The sequence below is a fragment of the Streptomyces sp. NPDC001153 genome, from assembly GCF_053598315.1.
In genome coordinates, this window is record NZ_JBSFJZ010000001.1 from 357,692 (window position 1) to 375,722 (window position 18,031).

The following is an 18,031-nucleotide window of genomic DNA, read 5'->3' on the forward strand; positions in this document are numbered from 1 at the left end:
CGCCACCACTGGGACGATCGGTGTTCTCCGGGTCACCACCACCCTCACCACCACCGCCACCGCTGTCACCGCCGCCATCGCCGCCGTCGCGGTCGTAGATGCCCCCGTGACCGAAGTGGCCGACGTCACTGCCGCCTTCACCGCCTACACCGCCGAAGCCGCCGTCCCCACCGGCACCGCCGAAGCCGCCATGGCCACCGAGATCACCGAACCCACCGTCACCGAGACCGCCGCCACCGAACCCACCATCGCCGAACCCACCAGCGCCCAGCCCCCCGTCACCCAAGCCACCGTCGGCACCGCCGCCGAACCCGCCGAAGCCTCCCTCGGCTCCGCCGAACCCGCCGTCGCCCCCGGCGCCGAAGTCACCGAACCCCCCTTCGGCACCCCCGCCGACCTGCCCACCGAGCCCGCCGAGGTCCGCGCCCGTACCCGCGTTCCCGTGCTCGTCAAAACCGCCGAAGCCGCCGAACTCTCCGAACTGTCCCTGCCCACCGGCCGATTCGACGGGCGACCGGTCCAGCAGCGGGCCGCCGAGCAGACTGTGGGAGCCGGTCGACGCCACGTCGACATCGCCGACGCCCTCCTGACCCGCGGCGGGATCCGGCAGCTCCGACGAGTGGCCGGCGGAGGCCGGGCCCCCGGCGTCGTGGTCGCGGGAGACCTGGTCCGCCGGGACGTCGTGGTCGGTTGATACGGCGTGGTCGACCGGGACGCCGTGGTGCGCCAGCGCATGCGCCGCGCTTCCGAAAAACAGGGACGACTTGGACAGCCGAGGATCGAGAGCGGCCGGTCCCCCGTCGCTGCCGGACTCTACGCGGAGGGAACGGAGTTCGGCGACCTGCGCGGGCGACAGGCCGAGTCTTCGCGCCACCTCGTCGGTGTCGCCGTCGAGCTCGGCACGGAAGGCCGGGTCGACGGCCAGACGGGTCAGGGCAGCACGATATGCGTCGTCGGTCATGGTTCGGTCTCCGTCGGTCTGCGGGCATTGATGCCGATCGCGACGGAGCCGAGGATCCCCCCTGGTCGGCGGCAACTGCCATTTCCGGCCATCCCCGCCGATACCTGCAGGACACGTTATAGAGGCTTGGCATGGGCAACGCAAGAGCATCGAGCAGGGCGGTTGACGGGTACCGGGCGCCCAGCCGCGCTGCGTACTCACCGATCAGATATGGCCATCGACCCACCGGCATGTCGACGAAATGCGGAACAGCCGGAGCCTGCCCCCTGTCAGCCCTTCCTCCCCGGCGAAAGCGATCGACCTACTCCTCGATGACCCGCCGCCAAAGGTGTACTCGACCAGAGTGCATCCGGACCGATGGACGTCCGCACGAGCGTCGCTGCTCCGCGCGACGAGCGTGTGGCGGTTTCGCTGAGCCAGGACGAAGTGGCGATCAGGGCGATGCCCGAGCGCACCGCCGATCTGCGGTCCGAACCGAAGATCGTCCGAGTGGCTGCGTCATGAGTACGAGGCACACCTGGCGTCGGTACGAGCCCGGAGTGCGGGCCTAATAATTCGATAGGAAAACCAGGAAGGCTGCTGTGTGCCGGCTGATTCACGCTTCCGGATGGCGAGTTCACGATGGCGGGCGGCCGGGTGATCGTCCCTGATCCGGGAGCTGCCGGCCGCGCTGTGGAGGCGTTCGCGAAGCGTGGCGCCGCCGGACGGGGCCGCGATCCTGCCGCGGCTGCCCAGTTCCGGGACGACGAGGTCGACGAAGTCGGCGAAGGAGCCAGGGGTGGTGACGTAGGCGAGGTCGAAGCCGTCGAACCTCGGCGCCTCCGTGGGAGCGGGGCCGGTGTCGTCGGCGATCACATGGGTCATCGCGCGCTCCCGGCACCGGCGAAGGGGACCTGGGCGGCGGGGGCCACCTGCTGCCCGTACGGGTGCCGCCACAGACCCTGCGCCTGAAGCTTCGGCAGCACGCCCTCGCCCAACCAGTACGCCTCCTCCAGATGCGGATACCCGGAGAAGATGAACTCCTCGATCCCCGACGCGGCGTACTCCTTGATCCGCTCGGCAACCTCGGTGTGGCTGCCGACCAGGGCGGTCCCCGCCCCACCCCGCACCAGACCGATGCCCGCCCACAGGTTGGGATGGATCTCCAGCCCGTCCCGGCTCCCACCCCCATGCAGGGCCAGCATCCGCTGCTGTCCCTCCGACTCGCTGCGGGCGAGCCCGGCCTGAACCTGCCGCACAGTCTCCGCATCGAAGCCCGCCAGCAGCCGCTCCGCCTCGGCCCAGGCCTGCTCGGAGGTGTCGCGGGTGATGACGTGCAACCGGATTCCGAAGCGGACGCTGCGACCCTCCTTCGCGGCCAGCGCCCTGATCCAGGCGACCTTCTGCGCGACGGCGGCGGGCGGCTCACCCCAGGTGAGGTAGACGTCGACATGCCTGGCGGCAACTTCTCCGGCGATCGGCGAGGAGCCCCCGAAGTACACCTCGGGCACCGGGTCGGGCACCCGGGCCAGGCGGGCGTCCTCGACCTGGAGGTGCTCGCCGGCGAGGTCGACGGTCTTGCCCTCCCACAACCCCCGGACGATTTCCAGGAATTCGCCGGTACGGCGGTACCGCGCGTCCTTGTCCAGGAAGTCCCCGTAGGCCCGCTGCTCGTGGCTTTCGCCGCCGGTGACGACGTTGAGCAGGAGCCGTCCGCCGGTCTGCCGCTGGAAGGTGGAGGCCATCTGCGCCGCGAGCGTCGGCGAGACGAAGCCGGGGCGGAAGGCGACGAGGAACTTCAGGCGCTCGGTGTTCTGGCTGACCATGGCGGTGGTCAGCCACGCGTCCTCGCACCACGCGCCGGTCGGCGTGAGAGCTCCGACGAAGCCGAGGTCCTCGGCGGCTCGGGCGATCTGGCTCAGGTAGGCGACCGTCGGCGGCCGGTCGCGCCCGGACTGCGTGGCGGGGGTGCCGTGGCCGCCGCCGACGACGTGGCGGCTGTCGCCGTTGGTGGGCAGGAACCAGTGGAAGGTGAGGGACACGTGGGGGCTCCGATCGGTGTTCGTCAGCGTTCGTCAGAGGAGGCCGTGCCGGGGCGGCTTGGTGCCGTTGAGCACGTAACGGCCGATGTGCTGGACCTTCCAGCGGGCCGGGTCGTGCAAGGTGTGGGTGCGCGCGTCGCGCCAATGGCGGTGCAGTCCCAGGGAGTCGAGGGCCGAGCGGGTGCCGGAGACCTCGAAGAGGGCGCTTGCGACCTCCACGGCCGCCTCGGCCGCCGTCACTTTTGCGGTGGCCACCGCGATCGAGGCCTCGGCGGCCGAGTCGTCGGTCAGGTCGGCGCGGGCGTCGTCGACCGCGCGGGCGGCCTCGCGAAGCAACGCTTCGGCAGCCCGTTCTCTGATCGCCAGTTCGCCGAACCGCTGGATCAGCAGCGGATCCTCCGCGGCGGTCGCGTGCCCCTCGGCGGCGCTCTCGAACCAGGGGCGGCTCTTCGTACGGACGAACTCCACCGCCTCGGCCAGCGCCCCGGAGGCGATCCCGGCGTCGATGGCCGCATGCAGCAACTGAGCCACCGCACCGTGGAGTTGGGGCCCCTGGAAGGTGAGGTGGTGCGGCACGACCCGGTCGGCGGGCACGGGCACCGACTCCAGGCGGACGGTTCCGCTGGCGGTGGTGCGCTGTCCCATGCCGTCCCAGTCGTCCACGACCGTGAGGCCGGGCGCGTCGCGCGGGACGTACGCCACGTGCAGGGTGTCGTCCTCGGTGCGGGCGAGGACGGGGATCCAGTGGGCGAACAGCGCGCCGGTGGAGTAGTGCTTGACGCCGTCGAGGACGTACGACCCGTCCGGGAGCCGGGCGAGGCGGGTGCGGATGTCCTGGACGTGCTGGGTGCCCGCCTCGGACTGGGCGTTGCCGAACCGCTTGCCGGCCAGTACCTCGCCGAAGAAGAACTCCTGCTGCTCGTCGGTCCCCTGCCGGCGCAGCACGTTGACGTACACGAAGTGGCTCTGCGGGATCTGGGCCAGGCTGGCATCGGCGGCGGCCAGCACTCGGAAGATCTCGGCGAGCGTGTCCGCACGGATGTCCGCGCCGCCGAACCGGGCGGGCACGGTCACGGCGAGCAGCCCGGAGGCGGACAGCCGCTCCAGCTCCATGTGCGGGAGCCTGCGCCGCGCGTCCCGCTCGGCGGCGCCCTTGCGGAAGTCCGCGGCCAGCTCCGCGGCCACGGCAAGGGCCTCGGCGTCGTCCGCGATGACGTGCGCGGCGCTCATCCGGCGGCCGCCAGCAGTGTCGTCCGCCCGCCCAGCGCGGACGAGAACTGGTCCGTGAGCTGCGCCAGAGCCTCGGCCGATCCCGGCGCGACGGTCAGCGTGCCGTCCTCGCCCACCGTGATGTCCTTGTCGAGCGTGAACCAGCCCGGCGTGATGTGCGCAGGCCCCATGGAGGCCAGCACCGGGCGCAGGGCGTAGTCGATGGCCAGGACGTGGGCGGTGGTGCCGCCGGTGGCCAGCGGGAGGACCGTCTTGCCCGCCAGGGCGTACTGCGGGAGCAGGTCGAGCAGGGACTTCAGCAGTCCGGAGTAGGCGGCCTTGTAGACGGGGGTACCGATCACCACCCCGTCCGCCTGCTCGAACAGGGCGGTGGCCCGGACGATCGCCGGGTGAGCGAAGTCGGCCCCGAGCAGCGCCTCGGCAGGCAGGGTACGAACGTCCAGCGCAATCACCTCGTGCCCCTGCGCGATGAGCCGCTCGTCCAGGTGGCGCAGCAGCCGAGCGGTGCGGGAGGTGGCGGAGGGGCTTCCGGAGACGGACAGGACAGTGGCCATGGGAGGACCTTTCGGTTCGTCGTTTCGTGTGCGGGCCGCGGTCAGGCGTGGGCGGCGGCGGGCTCGGACGCGGCTTCCTGTGCCTCCAGTTCGCGCACCAGGGGCAGCACCCGCTTGCCGAAGTACTCGACCTCCTCCAGGTAGTGCAGGAAGCCGAGGAGGAAGAGGTCGACGCCGAGCCGCTTGTAGGCGACGATCCGTTCGGCGATCTGCTCGGGGGTGCCGATCAGGCCGGTGCGGAAGCCGTCGTTGTACTGGACGAGGTCCTCGAACGTCGAGTCCTGCCACATGCCCTTGCCGTCGCCGGTGGACGGACCGGCTTGCTGGACGGCGTCGCGGAAGCCGTGCACGGCCTGCGTGTCGGCCTTGGCGACGATCTCACGGAGCGTCTCGCGGGCCTCGGCCTCGGTGTCGCGGGCGATGAGGAACCCGTTGAGGCCGAACTTCGGTGCCGTACGGCCCGCTTGGACGGCTGAGGCACGAACGTCATTGATCTGCTCGGTGACGCCGTCGAAGTCCTTGCCGTTGGAGAAGTACCAGTCGGAGACGCGGCCGGCCATGGCGCGCGCGGCGGTGGAGTTGCCGCCCTGGAAGATCTCCGGGTGCGGACGCTCGGGGGTGTTCAGCGGCTTGGGCTTGAGGGAGAAGTCGCGCAACCGGTAGAAGTCACCGGCGAGCTCGGCGTGGTCCTCGGTCCAGATCTTCCGCAGGGCACGGATGAACTCCTCGGAGCGCCGGTAGCGTTCGTCGTGCTCCAGCCAGGGCTCGCCCAGCGCGGTGAACTCGCCCTTGAACCAGCCGCTGACGACATTGACGGCGAAGCGGCCGTTCGACAGGTGGTCGGCGGTGGCGCCGAGCTTGGCGAGGACGCCCGGGTGCCACAGGCCGGGGTGGACGGCGGCGATGACCTTCAGCCGCTGGGTGGCGAGCAGCAGGGCGAGGCTGAAGCTGGTGGACTCGTGCTGGTACTCGGCGCCATAGCTGGCCATGTAACGGACCTGGCTGAGCGCGTAGTCGAAGCCGTTGTTCTCGGCGAGGACGGCGAGTTCGCGGTTGTAGTCGTAGCCCCAGTCGGTGCGCTGCTCGACGGTGCTGGTGACCAGACCGCCACTGACGTTCGGCACCCAGTAGGCGAAGCGGACGGGATCGGATCCGGGGTATGCGGAGGATGCGGGCATGGGAACTCCTGGCAGGAGAATGCTGCGCGGGCAGGACGAATGAGCTCCGCGGAATTCAGGCACGCTGGAGCGGGGTTTCCGGGAAAGCCGTCGTCACGACGGAAATGAGCCGGGACCGGAATTCACGGAAGGAAGTCACAGAGGGAGCGGGTGGGAGGGTTTCCCTCGGGTGCGCTCAGACCCGACAGCGACAGAAGGCGCTGGAAACACGCGCAAGGTCGACGTGGAGTCGCCGCGTGAGGTCCTGTCGCTTCATGCCACCGATCGAACCAGGAGGGAGTCCGGCCGGTCAAGAATGCCCGGATGTGATTCCACATGGTGAGAGTCGGTATTCACGAGGTTGTGACAGGGATTCCCTTGAACCCGGTCCCGGGAGGGCGCAGCCTCCTGTTCGTGCGTATCGAACAGCTCGAATACATCGCTGCCGTCACACGGCTCGGTTCGCTGCGGCGCGCCGCCGAGGAACTGCACCTGTCCCAGCCGGCGCTCAGCGAGACCGTACGCAATCTGGAGCGCGAGCTCGGCGTGGACCTGCTGGAGCGCAAGCGGTCCGGGGCGAAGATCAGCGACGAGGGACGCGAGCTGCTGCCGCACATCATGAGCGTGCTGGACGCGGTCGACCGGCTGCGCGGCGCGGCCGGCGACCAGTACCGCATCAGCCGCATGGTCCGGCTCGGCACGGTGAACACGGCTACCGTGCCGCTGGTCATCCCGACCGTGCGCGAGTTCCGGGCCTCGCACCCGGTCACCCAGGTGGAGTTGGTCGGCGCGCAGCAGGCCGACATCCACCGCGGCCTGTTGGAGGGCGCCTTCGACCTGGGACTGGTGAACTACCTCCGGGGCGACGACATTCCGCCCGGCTTCGAGACGACGGAGTTGCTCTGCGGCCGGCCGGTGGTGTGCGTGCGTCCGGACAGTCCGCTGGCGGCCCTTGATGCGGTGGACGCGGACAGTCTCCTGGCCGAGCCGCTGGTCGTGATGCGATCCGGCTATGTGATGCACCGTTTCGTGCACCGGCTGCTCCGCGGCCGGACTCCGTCCTTCTCGTACTCCACCGACGGCGCGGAGATGGGCAAACTGATGGTGGCCGAGGGGCTGGGGGCCACGGTGCTGCCGGACTTCAGCGTCGTCGGCGACCCGCTGGAGCGACGGGGCGCGATCACTGTGCGGCCGCTCGCGGGAGATGCGACCGACGTACTGCTGGTACTGCAGCGCCGCCATTCCGGCTCCGTTCCGCGGGCGGTCCGCGACCTGCACGAGCTCTTCGTGCGCAACGCCCAGGCGTGCGGCGCTTCTTCGCGGCGGCTGACGGAGGGATGATCCTGTGCTCATCGTCATGGGTGGCCGCCCGTGCACCGGCAAGACCACGCTCGCCCGTCTCCTGGCGGCCCGGATCGGTGCGGTCCATCTGAGGGTCGACACCATCGAGCAGGCGATCGTCCGCTCCGGGGCGGCCCGGCACCCGGTTGGTCCCGTGGGCTACACCGTCGGATATGCCCTGGCCGAGGAACATCTGCGGCAGGGGCTGACCGTGATCGCGGAATCGGTCAATCCGCTGAGTGTGACGCGTGACGCCTGGCGGGACACGGCCGTCAGGGCGGGGTGCGTGTCGTCGAGGTGGAGGTGGTGTGCTCGGATACGGCGGAGCACCGGCGCCGCGTGACCTCGCGGTCGGCCGACATTCCAGATCTGCCGCTGCCGGACCGGCAGCAGGTCGTCGACCGGGAGTACGAGCCGTGGTACCGCGAGCGCGTCGTCGTCGACACCACGGGACAGAGCCCGCAACAGTCACTGGCTCTTCTCCTCCGCGCACTGGCATCGGGCTGATCGGTACCGGGCGACTGTGCAAGCGCCAGGCTCGGCCAAGTCGTCATGTTTGTCCATCGGTTCAAGCACCTCGATGTGGGGACTGAAGTCCTCCCGAACATCAGCCCGACTGGAAGGAGTGACCCCGTCGGCGCCATTCCTCCGCGAACAGTTCGTACGAACGGACCCGGTCCGTGTGGTCGTGGGTGATGGTCGTGATGAGCAACTCGTCGGCGCCCGTGGCCTCCTGGAGCTGTTCCAACTGGTCGGCCACCCGGCCTGGTGAGCCGACGAACTGGGTGTCCAGGCGGTCCTGGACGAGGGCCCGGTCCTCGTCGGTCCATGGGTGGGCGCGCGCTTCCTCCGGCGTCGGGTACTCGATGGCGCCCTCGGCGGTGCGGATGCTGCGGACCCACGGGCCGTAGCCGGTGGCGAGTGCGCGGGCGGTGGCGTCGTCCTCGGCGACGACGACGTCCGCCGAGACGCTGACGTACGGCTTGTCGAGGAACTCGGAAGGCTGGAAGAAGGACCGGTAACCCTCCACCGCCTCCAGGACCGTGGCCGGGCTGACGTGGTAGTTCGCCGCGAACCGCAGACCGTTGCGGCCCGCGACAGCGGCGCTCTGACCACCGCTGCTGCCCAGGATCCACACCTCCACGTCGGCGCCCTCCCCCGGCACGACGTGCGCCTCGACGCCCTCCGGGGAGCGGTAGGTGCCGGCGAGCAGGGCGAGGATGTCGTCGATCTGCTCGGCGTAGTCCTGTGACTCGGCGCCCGGCAGGAGAAGCAGCCTGCGCTGCAGCGCGATGCGGGGTGACCCGAGCAGATGCTCGAAGGAGAAGCGGGGCGGGATCAACAGGCCGTTCGGGGTGCGGCCGTCGACGACCGGGGTCGCCGTCGGCAACGGTGCGGCCGGCTGTCCCGGCGGGCGGCCGCCCGAGCGGCCCAGGCCCAGGTCGAACCGGCCCGGGTGCAGCGCGTCGAGCAGGCCGAACTCCTCCACGGTGGACAGCGCCGTGCGGTGCCCGAGCTGCACGGCCCCGGAACCGAGCCGGATGGTGGAGGTGGCGGATGCGGTCAGGGCCAGGACGACTGCGGGGGACGTGCCGGCCACGCCCGGATTGAGGTGGTGCTCGGCGAACCAGTAGCGGGCATATCCGAAGCGCTCGGCCTGCTGTGCGAGGTCGATGGAGTTGCGCAGGGCATCGGCTGCCGTCGAGCCGGAGGGGATCGGGACCAGGTCGAGAACGCCGAGGGCAATATCAGACATGGACGGACTCCTGGGTGAGCGGTGGCGCCGGAAGCACGGGTCCCCACACGAACGGCGGGTCCGGGATCTCGCGGCGCAGCACGGGGGCGACCTTGGACTGGAACAGCTCGAGGGAGGCACGGTGCTGGGACTCCGTCAGCCCGCTCGCGTCGGCGTGCAGGTGGAGCACGGTGTGCCCGAACTGTTCGTGGTAGCGGTGCACCTTGTCGATGACCTGTTGCGGGCTGCCGATCAGAGCGGAGCTGCGTTCGACGAAGTCCTCCAGGGTCTCGAAGACGACCGGCAGGCCGCCCTTCTTGAAGAACGCCAGATTGGACTCGAAGACCGGCCGGTACGCGGCCATCGCCTCCTGCGAGGTGGGGGCGACGTAGATGCCCGCCGTGCCCGCGCCGACGGTGATCTGCGCCGGGTCGTGGCCGTAGTGCTCCCACCGCTCGCGGTAGTGGCGGATCAACTCGGCATACGGCTCTATGTGGTTGGTGACGTTCGCCGAGAAGAGCGGGTCGCCGTAGCGGGCGGCCAGGTCGACCGACTCCTTGCTGGTCGCGCTGCCGTGCCAGACCCGGACCGGCTGCTGATACGGCCGCGGCCACACCTCGGCGTCCGTCAGCGAGGGACGGAAGCGGGTGTCGGCGGTGACCTTGTCCTGGCGCCAGATCTTCCGGAAGACCTCGTAACTCTCGGCGTTGCGGTCCCACTGGTCCTCGGGCGTGACGTGGAACAGGTCGCGCTGAGCGGCGCCGTTGCCCTTGCCGATGATCAGGTCGAGGCGCCCGTTGGACAGGTGGTCGAGGGTGGCGTAGTCCTCGTACGCCCGGACCGGGTCCAGCAGGCTGAGCGTCGTGACGGCCGTGAACAGGCGGATCCGCTTCGTCAGGGCGGCCACATGGCTGAGTACGACGGTCGGTGAGGAGGAGATGAACGGCCGCTCGTGGCGCTCCCCCACGCCGAAGCCGTCGAAGCCCAGCTCCTCGGCGAGCAGCGCGTTGTCGAGGACCTCGCGGAAGCGGTCGTGGGTCGGCTTCTGTACCCCGGTGATGGGATCCGGGCGGTGCACGATGAGTGTGATGGCGAGGAATTTCACGATGCCACCCGCTCCTCGCCCCGCGTGTCGTCAGGGTGGGCGAGGCCGAGGTGGTGGCGGAGGGTAGGGCCCTCGTAGTCGGTGCGGAAGACGCCCTGTTCCTGTAGGAGCGGCACGACCTTGTCGGCGAAGTCGTCCAGGCCGGTGGGGGTGATGTGCGGGACGAGGATGAAGCCGTCACTCGCGTCCGCCTGGACGTACTCGTTGATGGTCCGGGCGACGGTCGCCGGGGAGCCGATGAAGTTCTGCCGGTTGCCGGTCTCGATGACGAGGTCGCGGATGGACCAGTTGTTGGCGGCGGCCAGCTCGCGCCACTCGCGGGCGGTGGCCAGCGGGTCGCGGTACATGCGCACCTGGGCGCGGCCCTTGGAGATGTGGTCGTCGCTGACGTCGGGGTCGATGTCGGGCAGCGGGCCCTCAGGGTCGTAGGAGGACAGGTCCCGGTTCCAGACGAACTCCAGGTGCTTGAGGGCGGTGGCGCCGCTGACCTGCTGTCGGCGCACCTCCTTGGCCAGTTCTCCGGCCTCTTCGTCCGTGTCGGCGAGGACGAAGCTCGCGGCGGGCAGGATGAGCAGTTCGTCGTGGCGGCGGCCGTACTTGGCGAGGCGGTTCTTGACGTCCGTGTAGAAGGCCCGGCCGCCCTCCAGGGTGGCGTACCGGCTGAAGATGGCGTCGGCGCTGGAGGCGGCGAACTCGCGGCCCTCGTCGGAGTCACCGGCCTGGAAGATCACCGGGCGTCCCTGCGGGGAGCGCGGGACGTTGAACTGCCCGTGGATGTCGAAGTGCTGGCCGCTGTGGACGAAGGAGCCGGCCTTCGCGTCGCGCAGGAAGACGCCGGTCGCCTGGTCGGCGACGATCTCCTCGCCGTGCCAGGAGTCGAAGAGCTCGTTCGCCGTAGCCAGGAACTCCTTGGCGCGCGAGTAGCGCTCCTCCTGCGGCAGGAAGCCGCCGCGGCGGAAGTTCTCGCCGGTGAAGGCGTCCCAGGAGGTGACCACGTTCCACGCGGAGCGGCCGCCGGAGAGGTGGTCGAGGCTGGCGAACTGGCGGGCCACCTCGTAGGGCTCGTTGAAGGTGGAGTTGATGGTGCCGGTCAGGCCGAGCCGGTCGGTGACGGCGGCCAGTGCGGCCAGCACGGTGAAGGTGTCGGGGCGGCCGACGACGTCCAGGTCGTAGATCTTTCCGCCCTGTTCGCGCAGCCTGAGCCCCTCGGCGAGGAACAGGAAGTCGAACTTGGCGCGTTCGGCCGTCCGCGCGAAGTGCACGAAGGAGCTGAACTCGATGTGGCTGCCGGCGGCCGGGTCGCTCCACACGGTGGTGTTGTTGACGCCGGGGAAGTGCGCGGCCAGATGGATCTGCTTCAGCGGCTTGCTCATGGTGGTGTGGTCCTTCGGCTCAGGCCGTGGCGGCTGCGGCGTAGCGGTTGGCGGGGCGGGGCAGGCCCAGCAGGCCGCGCAGGGTGTCGGCTTCGTAGGCGGTGCGGAAGGCGCCCCGGCGCTGGAGTTCGGGGACCAGGCCGTTGACGATGGCGGGCAGGTCGCGGCCCGCGACCGCGGGGCGCAGTCGGAAGCCGCTCAGGCCCGCCTCCGCCAACTCTTGGAGCAGGTCGGCGAGTTGGGCGGACGTACCGGTGAAGATGCGCGCGTCGCTCGTGTACGGCTCGCCCGCGAGGACGTCGAGCCGTGCGCGTCGGTCCTCGGCGGCGCCCTGGTCGTCGTCGAGGAAGACCAGCAAGTCACCGAAAATGTGCAGGAGTTCGTCGGAACGCCCGGCCGCCGCCTGCTCGGCACGGATCTCGGCGACGATCGCGCGGGCCTGGTCGGTATGGTGCGGGGTGACGTAGCCGACGTCGGCTTGCTGGGCGACCAGCCGGTACGGGACGGTCTGGTGGGCGAGGGAGGTGACCAGCGGCTGGCCCTGCGGCGGGCGCGGGGTGATGGACGGGCCCTTGACGCTGAAGTGCTTGCCCTCGAAGTCGATGTAGTGCAGCTTGTCGCGGTCGACGAAGCGGCCGGTGGCGACGTCGCGGATCTCGGCGTCGTCCTCCCAGCTGTCCCAGAGCCGACGCACCACCTCGATGTAGTCGGCGGCCTCGTCGAACAGATCGGTGAGGCGCTCCTGTCCGGCCGGCGTCTGCAACTCCTCGAGGTTGATCGGCGGGAAAGTGCGGCGGCCGAAATGGTCGGCCTCGTGCGGGCGGGCGGAGATCTGCACCCGGAGGCCCGCACGGCCGGTGCTGACGTAGTCGAGGGTGGCGATGGCCTTGGAGATGTGGAAGGGCTCCGTGTGGGTGGCGATCACCGTCGGCACCAGGCCGATGTGCCGGGTGAGGGGAGCGATGCGGGAGGCGATCAGTACGGCGTCGAGTCGGCCGCGGACCTGGTCGGTGCGGCCGTCCAACTCGCCGTAGTGCGAGGACTGCAGGCCGAGGCCGTCCTCGAGGGTGACGAAGTCGAGCAGGCCGCGCTCGGCCTCGGCGACCAGGTCGGCCCAGTATCCGGCGGTGAACAGCTCCCGGGGCCGGGCGACTTGCTCGCGCCAGGAGGCGGGGTGCCAGCCGGTGCCCTCAAGGGCGACGGCAAGGTGCAGGTGGGATGAGGGAGTTGAGGCCACGAGGGTGCCTTCCTGGAGGTCCGTACGAGATCACCGGCCCGCGGGAAGCGGGGCGCACGGCGCTGGGGAAACGGGGTCAGGAGCTACAGAGGGAGCCGGCCACGCGCTGGAGGTCGATGTGGGGCCGGCTGTGGAGGCACACGGCACGCGGTACACGTGTCATCGCGGCCCACCTCCACATCATCGCCTTCGACAAGGACAACGGCACAGCTATGCCGTTTCTTCCAGGACGGCGGCTTCGGTCCGCCGTACGAGCGAGAAGACCGTACGGCGGCGCAGGGTGAAGCCGATCGACTCGTACAGCCGGATCGCGTTCGCGTTGTCGGCCTTGGCGTGCATGAAGGGCCGCTCGCCGCGCTCCTTGATGCCGGCCGCGACCGCGCGGACCAGGCGGGTGGCCAGACCCCGGCCGCGATACGCCGGGTCGGTGCACACGGCGCTGATCTCGGTCCAGCCGGGTGGATGGAGGCGTTCGCCGGCCAAGGCGATCAGGCGGCCGCGGTGGCGGATGCCCAGGTAGGTGCCCATCTCGACGGTGCGGGGCAGATAGGGCCCGGGTTCGGTGCGGGCGACCAGGCCGAGGATCTCGGGCACGTCGTCGGGGCCGAGCCGTACGGCCTCGGGGTCGGGCTCCGCCCGCAGGCCGGTGTCCACGAGCTGGACGCCGTGACCGGTGCCGACCACCTCCCAGCCCTCCGGTGCCTCGGTGACGCCCCGCACCGAGGCGGTGCCGCCGGGGCCGACGAGCGCGGCAAGGTCGGCCCAGGCGCGCGGGTCGTCCTCGTCGGAGACGGCGTAGAAGGGAGCCACGTCCCGGTGATAGCGGGCAGCGTTGCCGATTCGTTCGGCGAAGTGGGCGTGGGGGCCGGTGAGCGCGGCCCAGGCGGGGTTGTCCAGGATGTGCGAGGAACTGGCGTCGAGGGTGGTGACGGACATGGTGTGGCGGTCTCCGGGGTGCGGCTCGGGGTGTCCGGCGCGAGGGGACTCCATCGCGGGGCGGCGGTGGAGTCCCCGGCACGCACTGGTCAGGAGTTGTCGAGCGGCAGGCCCGGCGGGTTCACCTCGGACTTGGCGACGGCCTCGTTGGAGAGGTTGTACGCCTTGAGCCACTCGGCGTACTGACCGTTCTTGATCAGGTAGTTGATCGCGTCGGCCAGTGGCTTGGCGAGTCCGCTGTCCCTCTTCGCCGTTGCCGCGATCAGGCCCTGCAGGCTCGCGCCCGCGCCGGAGTAGATGCCCGCTGTACGGGTGGCGTTGGGCGTGTTGGCCACCTGACGGTTGTGATACGCGAAGCCGGGGTTGGGACCGAAGGAGGCGTCGATCTTGCCGCTGTTCAGGGCGAGGTAGGTGCTGGGGCTGTCCTGGAAGTACTTGACGGTGAGCTTCTTGCCCTCCTTGGCCAGCTTGTCCTTCCACTCCAGGAGGATCTTCTCCTGGTTGGTGCCGGAGCCGACGGCGATCGTCTTGCCGGCGAGGTTCTCGTAGTTGCCGTCGAAGTTCCAGGTGCTCTTCTTCGGCACGAGGAAGGCGAGGTTGTCCTGCCGGTAGGAGGCGAACTCGTACTTCTTCTTGCGCTCCTCGGTGTCGGTGACGTTGGAGAAGGCCACGTCGACCTTGCCGCTGTCGATGCCGACGAAGAGGTTCTCCCAGGTGGAGTTCTTGACCTCGGCCTTGAGCCCGAACACCGCGGCGACCAGGCGGCCGAGGTCGGGCTCGGAGCCGGTGAGGGTCTTCTGGTCGTTGCCGACGTACGCCAGCGGCGGGAACCCGGCGGGCAGGGCACCGATGCCGATCTCCAGCTTGCCGCTCTTCTTGACGGCGGCGGGCAGTTCGGCGCTGATGGACTTGACCTCGGAGACCTTGATGGTGGTCTGGGTGGCGGCGCCGTTGGAGACACGTCCGATGACGACCTCGCCGGACTTGGCGGCTTCGGTGGTGGTGGCCGCGTCGCTGTTGCCACCGCAGGCGGCGAGCCCGGTGGCCAGGGAGGCGACGGCGGTCGCCGCGGTGATGCCGCGTATCAGGCTGCGTCGGGTGAAGTGGGTGGGCATGGCCGTTCCTTGTCGCTGAAGGTGATGAGGGTGGCGTGGGGGGAGGTCTTGGGATGCGAGGGTCAGAGGACCTTGCTGAGGAAGTCCCTGGTCCTCTCGTGTCGCGGCTTGTCGAGGACCTCGGAGGGCGGGCCCTGCTCGATGATCTTGCCGCCGTCGATGAAGACGACCCGGTCGGCGATCTCGCGGGCGAAGCCGATCTCGTGGGTGACGATGACGAGGGTGGTGCCGCTGGTCGCCAGGTCCTTGATGACGGCGAGGACTTCACCGACCAGTTCGGGATCGAGGGCGGAGGTGGGCTCGTCGAAGAGGATGACGCCGGGGCGCAGCGCGAGGGCGCGGGCGATGGCGACGCGCTGCTGCTGGCCGCCGGAGAGCTGGCGCGGGTAGGCGCCGGTCTTGTCGGCGAGGCCGACCCGGACGAGCAACTCGCGGGCCAGTTCCCGGGCTTCGGGCTTGGTGAGCTTCCCGGTCGCGACCGGGGCGGCGGCCACGTTGTCCAGCACGGTCAGATGCGGGAACAGGTTGAAGTTCTGGAAGACGAAGCCGATCCGGCCGCGCTGGGTGAGGATGGCCCGCTCGCTGAGCTCCTTGAGCCGGTCGCCCTGCCGCTTCACGCCGATCAGCTCGCCGTTGATGCTGACGTAGCCGATCTCGGGCTTCTCCAGGTGGTTGATGACCCGCAGCAGGGTGGACTTGCCGGAGCCGGAGGGGCCCAGGATGACGGTGACCTCGCCGGGGCGGACGGTCAGGTCGACGCCGTCCAGTACCCGGTGGGTGCCGTACCACTTGTGCACGTCGTGGACCTCGACGGTGGCGGCCTCGACGTCCGCCAGGGCTTCGAGCGTCTCGGCGGTCATACGGCGGCCTCCCGGCGGATACGGGCCCGCAGGCCGGAGAGACCGGTGCGGAGCTTCTGCAGCGGCGTCGGCGGCAGGCTGCGGGTGGCACCGCGGGCGTAGTGCCGCTCGACGTAGAACTGGATGACGGACACGATGCTGGTCAGGATCAGGTACCAGACGGTGACGACCAGCAGCAGCGGCACGATGTCTCCGGGGTAGGTGGCGCCCATGGTCTGCGCGGAGCCGAACAGGTCGAGCAGGGAGACGTAGAAGACCAGCGAGGTTCCCTTGATCAGGCCGATGAGCTGGTTGACGTAGTTCGGGATGATCGAGCGCAGCGCCTGCGGGAAGACGATCTTCCGGAACTGGTAGCCCTTCGGCAGGCCGAGCGCCGCGGCAGCCTCGTGCTGGCCCTGGTCGACGGAGAGGATGCCGCCGCGTACGACCTCGGCCGCGTAGGCGGCCTCGTTGAGGCTGAGGCCGACGACGGCGACGACCATGTCGGTGGCGAGTCTCGACTCGTCGAAGGAGAAGAAGGCCGGGCCGAAGGGGATGCCGACGCTCAACGTCTTGTACAGAGCGCTGAAGTTGTAGAGGAAGATCAGCACCACGATGAGCGGGATGGAGCGCAGCGCCCAGACGTAGGTCCAGCTGACCGCGCGCAGCACCGGGCTCTTCGAGAGCCGGCCCAGTGCGAGCACAATGCCGCCGACAAGGCCCAGCACCGCGCTGTAGGCGGTGACTTCGAGGGTGATCAGCAGGCCGTCGAGGATGGTGGGGCGCAGGAACCAGTAGCTCCAGCGGTCCCACTGGTAGAAGGGGTTGGTGACCAGTCCGTGCACGAACTGGGCGACCAGGACCAGCACGACCGCGGTGAGGATCCAGCGGCCTGGCCGCCGCAGCGGAAGAACCCGCTGGGCTGTGAGAGCTTTTGACGGTTCGTCGACGGTCGGCGCCTCGGCGAGGGTGACGGTGGCACCAGGGGGTTCACTCATGGTGGGCTCCGGCTGGGTGGGCACACACCCCGGAAGCACGGCGGCATGCGGCGGCGCACACGACGGCGAGGTACCGGGGCGGGGAGGGCAAGGGGGCACACCGCGGGCGCGGTGTTCGTCAGGAAGTGCGGGGGCTGCGGGGAGGTGTCAGCCCCGACAGCGGGCGCGGCCCGGTGCGGTACACAGTGCGCTGTTCACGCGGAGCAGATCGACGGCACGATCGGCGACGAGCAGGTTCGCGTACGACGGTACGCAGCCCGGGGAGCGGCGGGCGGCCGTCCTGGGAGCTGCGTACATGGTGTCACCGTCACTGTTCCGGCCCTGGGGCCTCGCGCTTACCGAAACTTCATCGGCCGGGTCGTCACCTGGGGCACCCCACCGCGGCGGGAGGGTTGCCGGTCAGCAAGCCAGGGCTTGTCGCTGACGCTCATGACCGTTCTGGGCAGTAGTTAAGGCAACGGCCCGAACATTTGTCAACGCCGGTCCACCAGGTGAACGGCCGAAGCGCGAGCCCGGAGCGACCGCGGTCACCAGCGGGGCGACGAACGGCGCGTCGGTCGGGCAGTACGCCTCGCACTGGAAGCAGGTCTGGCAGCTGTCCTGTCACGCGATCAACGGAACGCCGTCGGCACCGCGATCGAAGACGCGCGTCCGGCACACCTCGATGCACCAGTTGCAGGCGATGCAGCGGTCCGGCTCGGCGATCTCGATCACGCGGCTCGGCCTCCGCTCGTGACCAGAGCCCGCGACGCCGGCTCCGGACGGCTCCAGACCTCGTCGAGCCCACCGGTGAGCAGCCGATGGTGCTGGGCCGGATCCTGCGTCGGCCGGTCGGCCCGCTTGTGCATGCCGCGCGATTCGGTGCGCTGCAGTGCCGCGTGGTACATCCAGCGGCCGTGGGCCGCCATCGCGGCCGCTTCCCTGGCCCGGAAGAGTTCCTCACCGCTCGCCCCCAGCCCTTCGCGGACCGCGGACCGCGTCCCGTGCAGCGACCGCAGAGCCGGCTCGAGACGGTCGGCGTGCCGCAGGTAGTTACGGTCGTACGGCAGGACCTCGCGCTGGACGGCGGCGACGACCTCGCCGTGACCTGCGTTCACGGCACCGGTCGGGCGGAGGCCGGCCGTCCCCACGGGCCGCAGCCCACGGTCCGGACGGACCCGCCGGGTGGCGAACTCGGCGGCGCCCCGGCCGGCCCAGCTGCCCGAGGACGCCGCCCACGCGGCGTCGTGGCTACCGCCTCCGGTGAAGCCGCCGCAGATCAGCTCGCGGGTTGCGGTGTCGCCGGCCGCGTACAGGCCGGGGACGTCGGTCGAGCAGTCGTGGTCGGCGATGCGCACACCGCCGTGCCGCGTACCGTGCCTTCGGCCAGCAGAGTGATCTCGAACAGGTCGGTGAAGGGGTCGATGCCCAGCCGGTCGAAGCCGAGGAA

General features: G+C 70.1%; 18 protein-coding genes, 2 pseudogenes and 1 riboswitch. Of the genes and pseudogenes, 3 read left to right on the forward strand and 17 right to left on the reverse strand.

What is annotated here, in order from left to right; translation table 11 throughout:
• A pseudogene (locus tag ACWDEN_RS01615) lies at positions 1 to 694 on the forward strand (hypothetical protein); the annotation flags it as partial.
• Positions 695 to 1,459: 765 nt separating this feature from the next.
• Here ACWDEN_RS01615 and ACWDEN_RS01620 read toward each other — a convergent pair.
• The 6 genes from ACWDEN_RS01620 to ACWDEN_RS01645 all read right to left on the reverse strand — a co-directional run bounded on the left by ACWDEN_RS01620 (position 1,460) and on the right by ACWDEN_RS01645 (position 6,200).
• Positions 1,460 to 1,825 (reverse strand): hypothetical protein, encoded by a 366-nt coding sequence (locus tag ACWDEN_RS01620; protein ID WP_351610924.1) that lies wholly within the window; start codon positions 1,823 to 1,825, stop codon positions 1,460 to 1,462.
• Positions 1,822 to 2,982 carry an LLM class flavin-dependent oxidoreductase gene (locus tag ACWDEN_RS01625; protein WP_351610922.1) on the reverse strand — a complete coding sequence of 387 codons (1,161 nt, stop codon included), beginning with the start codon at positions 2,980 to 2,982 and terminating at the stop codon, positions 1,822 to 1,824. Before ACWDEN_RS01625 ends, ACWDEN_RS01620 begins: the two co-directional genes overlap by 4 nt.
• 33 nt (positions 2,983 to 3,015) lie before the next feature.
• Positions 3,016 to 4,212 (reverse strand): SfnB family sulfur acquisition oxidoreductase, encoded by a 1,197-nt coding sequence (locus ACWDEN_RS01630; RefSeq protein WP_351610920.1) that lies wholly within the window; start codon positions 4,210 to 4,212, stop codon positions 3,016 to 3,018.
• Positions 4,209 to 4,766 carry an NADPH-dependent FMN reductase gene (gene ssuE, locus ACWDEN_RS01635; RefSeq protein WP_351610917.1) on the reverse strand — a complete coding sequence of 186 codons (558 nt, stop codon included), beginning with the start codon at positions 4,764 to 4,766 and terminating at the stop codon, positions 4,209 to 4,211. The genes ACWDEN_RS01630 and ssuE overlap by 4 nt, the downstream gene beginning before the upstream one ends.
• A 41-nt stretch (positions 4,767 to 4,807) precedes the next feature.
• Positions 4,808 to 5,944, reverse strand: a complete 1,137-nt coding sequence (sfnG, locus tag ACWDEN_RS01640; protein ID WP_351610914.1) for a dimethylsulfone monooxygenase SfnG — start codon at positions 5,942 to 5,944, stop codon at positions 4,808 to 4,810.
• 175 nt (positions 5,945 to 6,119) lie between these two features.
• Positions 6,120 to 6,200, reverse strand: coding sequence for a putative leader peptide (locus ACWDEN_RS01645; RefSeq protein WP_351611030.1), 81 nt, complete (start codon positions 6,198 to 6,200; stop codon positions 6,120 to 6,122).
• A gap of 137 nt (positions 6,201 to 6,337) precedes the next feature.
• Here ACWDEN_RS01645 and ACWDEN_RS01650 point away from each other — a divergent pair, with 137 nt between their 5' ends.
• Both ACWDEN_RS01650 and ACWDEN_RS01655 read left to right on the forward strand, forming a co-directional pair.
• Positions 6,338 to 7,264 carry a LysR family transcriptional regulator gene (locus ACWDEN_RS01650; protein WP_351610911.1) on the forward strand — a complete coding sequence of 309 codons (927 nt, stop codon included), beginning with the start codon at positions 6,338 to 6,340 and terminating at the stop codon, positions 7,262 to 7,264.
• 4 nt (positions 7,265 to 7,268) lie between these two features.
• Positions 7,269 to 7,771: pseudogene (locus ACWDEN_RS01655) on the forward strand (AAA family ATPase).
• A gap of 100 nt (positions 7,772 to 7,871) precedes the next feature.
• Here the strand turns inward: ACWDEN_RS01655 and ACWDEN_RS01660 are convergent.
• The 11 genes from ACWDEN_RS01660 to ACWDEN_RS01710 form a co-directional block, all read right to left on the reverse strand.
• Entirely contained in the window at positions 7,872 to 9,020 is a 1,149-nt protein-coding gene (locus ACWDEN_RS01660; RefSeq protein ID WP_351610908.1) for an LLM class flavin-dependent oxidoreductase, read from the reverse strand.
• Positions 9,013 to 10,104, reverse strand: coding sequence for an LLM class flavin-dependent oxidoreductase (locus ACWDEN_RS01665; protein WP_351610905.1), 1,092 nt, complete (start codon positions 10,102 to 10,104; stop codon positions 9,013 to 9,015). Before ACWDEN_RS01665 ends, ACWDEN_RS01660 begins: the two co-directional genes overlap by 8 nt.
• The gene (locus tag ACWDEN_RS01670) at positions 10,101 to 11,477 is read right to left on the reverse strand and encodes an NtaA/DmoA family FMN-dependent monooxygenase (protein ID WP_450856633.1); all 1,377 of its coding nucleotides are present in this window, start codon (positions 11,475 to 11,477) and stop codon (positions 10,101 to 10,103) included. The genes ACWDEN_RS01665 and ACWDEN_RS01670 overlap by 4 nt, the downstream gene beginning before the upstream one ends.
• Positions 11,478 to 11,496: 19 nt before the next feature.
• Entirely contained in the window at positions 11,497 to 12,714 is a 1,218-nt protein-coding gene (locus tag ACWDEN_RS01675) for an LLM class flavin-dependent oxidoreductase (protein ID WP_450856635.1), read from the reverse strand.
• A gap of 76 nt (positions 12,715 to 12,790) precedes the next feature.
• A complete protein-coding gene (locus ACWDEN_RS01680) occupies positions 12,791 to 12,898 on the reverse strand; it encodes a putative leader peptide (RefSeq protein WP_351622325.1) in 108 nt (35 codons plus the stop codon).
• Between the two features lie 26 nt (positions 12,899 to 12,924).
• Positions 12,925 to 13,650: a GNAT family N-acetyltransferase gene (locus ACWDEN_RS01685; RefSeq protein ID WP_450856637.1), complete on the reverse strand. Its 726-nt coding sequence runs from the start codon at positions 13,648 to 13,650 to the stop codon at positions 12,925 to 12,927.
• A gap of 89 nt (positions 13,651 to 13,739) precedes the next feature.
• Positions 13,740 to 14,765, reverse strand: a complete 1,026-nt coding sequence (locus tag ACWDEN_RS01690; protein WP_351622296.1) for a transporter substrate-binding domain-containing protein — start codon at positions 14,763 to 14,765, stop codon at positions 13,740 to 13,742.
• Positions 14,766 to 14,827: 62 nt separating this feature from the next.
• Complete coding sequence (locus ACWDEN_RS01695; protein ID WP_450856639.1) at positions 14,828 to 15,625, reverse strand: amino acid ABC transporter ATP-binding protein; 798 nt, start codon at positions 15,623 to 15,625, stop codon at positions 14,828 to 14,830.
• Positions 15,622 to 16,602: an amino acid ABC transporter permease gene (locus ACWDEN_RS01700; protein WP_351622301.1), complete on the reverse strand. Its 981-nt coding sequence runs from the start codon at positions 16,600 to 16,602 to the stop codon at positions 15,622 to 15,624. Before ACWDEN_RS01700 ends, ACWDEN_RS01695 begins: the two co-directional genes overlap by 4 nt.
• A gap of 326 nt (positions 16,603 to 16,928) precedes the next feature.
• A riboswitch (SAM riboswitch) is annotated at positions 16,929 to 17,037 on the reverse strand.
• A gap of 168 nt (positions 17,038 to 17,205) precedes the next feature.
• Positions 17,206 to 17,316, reverse strand: coding sequence for a 4Fe-4S binding protein (locus ACWDEN_RS01705; RefSeq protein WP_450856641.1), 111 nt, complete (start codon positions 17,314 to 17,316; stop codon positions 17,206 to 17,208).
• Positions 17,313 to 17,939: a hypothetical protein gene (locus ACWDEN_RS01710; protein ID WP_450856643.1), complete on the reverse strand. Its 627-nt coding sequence runs from the start codon at positions 17,937 to 17,939 to the stop codon at positions 17,313 to 17,315. Before ACWDEN_RS01710 ends, ACWDEN_RS01705 begins: the two co-directional genes overlap by 4 nt.
• Positions 17,940 to 18,031 lie beyond the last annotated feature (92 nt).

What these genes read in the sequence shown, in the direction of transcription:
- ACWDEN_RS01685 (WP_450856637.1), bottom strand. Translation starts at nt 13,650, where the DNA reads ATGTCCGTCACCACCCTCGACGCCAGTTCCTCGCACATCCTGGACAAC.
- ACWDEN_RS01690 (WP_351622296.1), bottom strand. Translation starts at nt 14,765, where the DNA reads ATGCCCACCCACTTCACCCGACGCAGCCTGATACGCGGCATCACCGCG.
- ssuE (WP_351610917.1), bottom strand. Translation starts at nt 4,766, where the DNA reads ATGGCCACTGTCCTGTCCGTCTCCGGAAGCCCCTCCGCCACCTCCCGC.
- ACWDEN_RS01680 (WP_351622325.1), bottom strand. Translation starts at nt 12,898, where the DNA reads ATGATGTGGAGGTGGGCCGCGATGACACGTGTACCGCGTGCCGTGTGC.
- ACWDEN_RS01645 (WP_351611030.1), bottom strand. Translation starts at nt 6,200, where the DNA reads ATGAAGCGACAGGACCTCACGCGGCGACTCCACGTCGACCTTGCGCGT.
- ACWDEN_RS01670 (WP_450856633.1), bottom strand. Translation starts at nt 11,477, where the DNA reads ATGAGCAAGCCGCTGAAGCAGATCCATCTGGCCGCGCACTTCCCCGGC.
- ACWDEN_RS01630 (WP_351610920.1), bottom strand. Translation starts at nt 4,212, where the DNA reads ATGAGCGCCGCGCACGTCATCGCGGACGACGCCGAGGCCCTTGCCGTG.
- ACWDEN_RS01620 (WP_351610924.1), bottom strand. Translation starts at nt 1,825, where the DNA reads ATGACCCATGTGATCGCCGACGACACCGGCCCCGCTCCCACGGAGGCG.
- ACWDEN_RS01700 (WP_351622301.1), bottom strand. Translation starts at nt 16,602, where the DNA reads ATGAGTGAACCCCCTGGTGCCACCGTCACCCTCGCCGAGGCGCCGACC.
- ACWDEN_RS01695 (WP_450856639.1), bottom strand. Translation starts at nt 15,625, where the DNA reads ATGACCGCCGAGACGCTCGAAGCCCTGGCGGACGTCGAGGCCGCCACC.
- sfnG (WP_351610914.1), bottom strand. Translation starts at nt 5,944, where the DNA reads ATGCCCGCATCCTCCGCATACCCCGGATCCGATCCCGTCCGCTTCGCC.
- ACWDEN_RS01660 (WP_351610908.1), bottom strand. Translation starts at nt 9,020, where the DNA reads ATGTCTGATATTGCCCTCGGCGTTCTCGACCTGGTCCCGATCCCCTCC.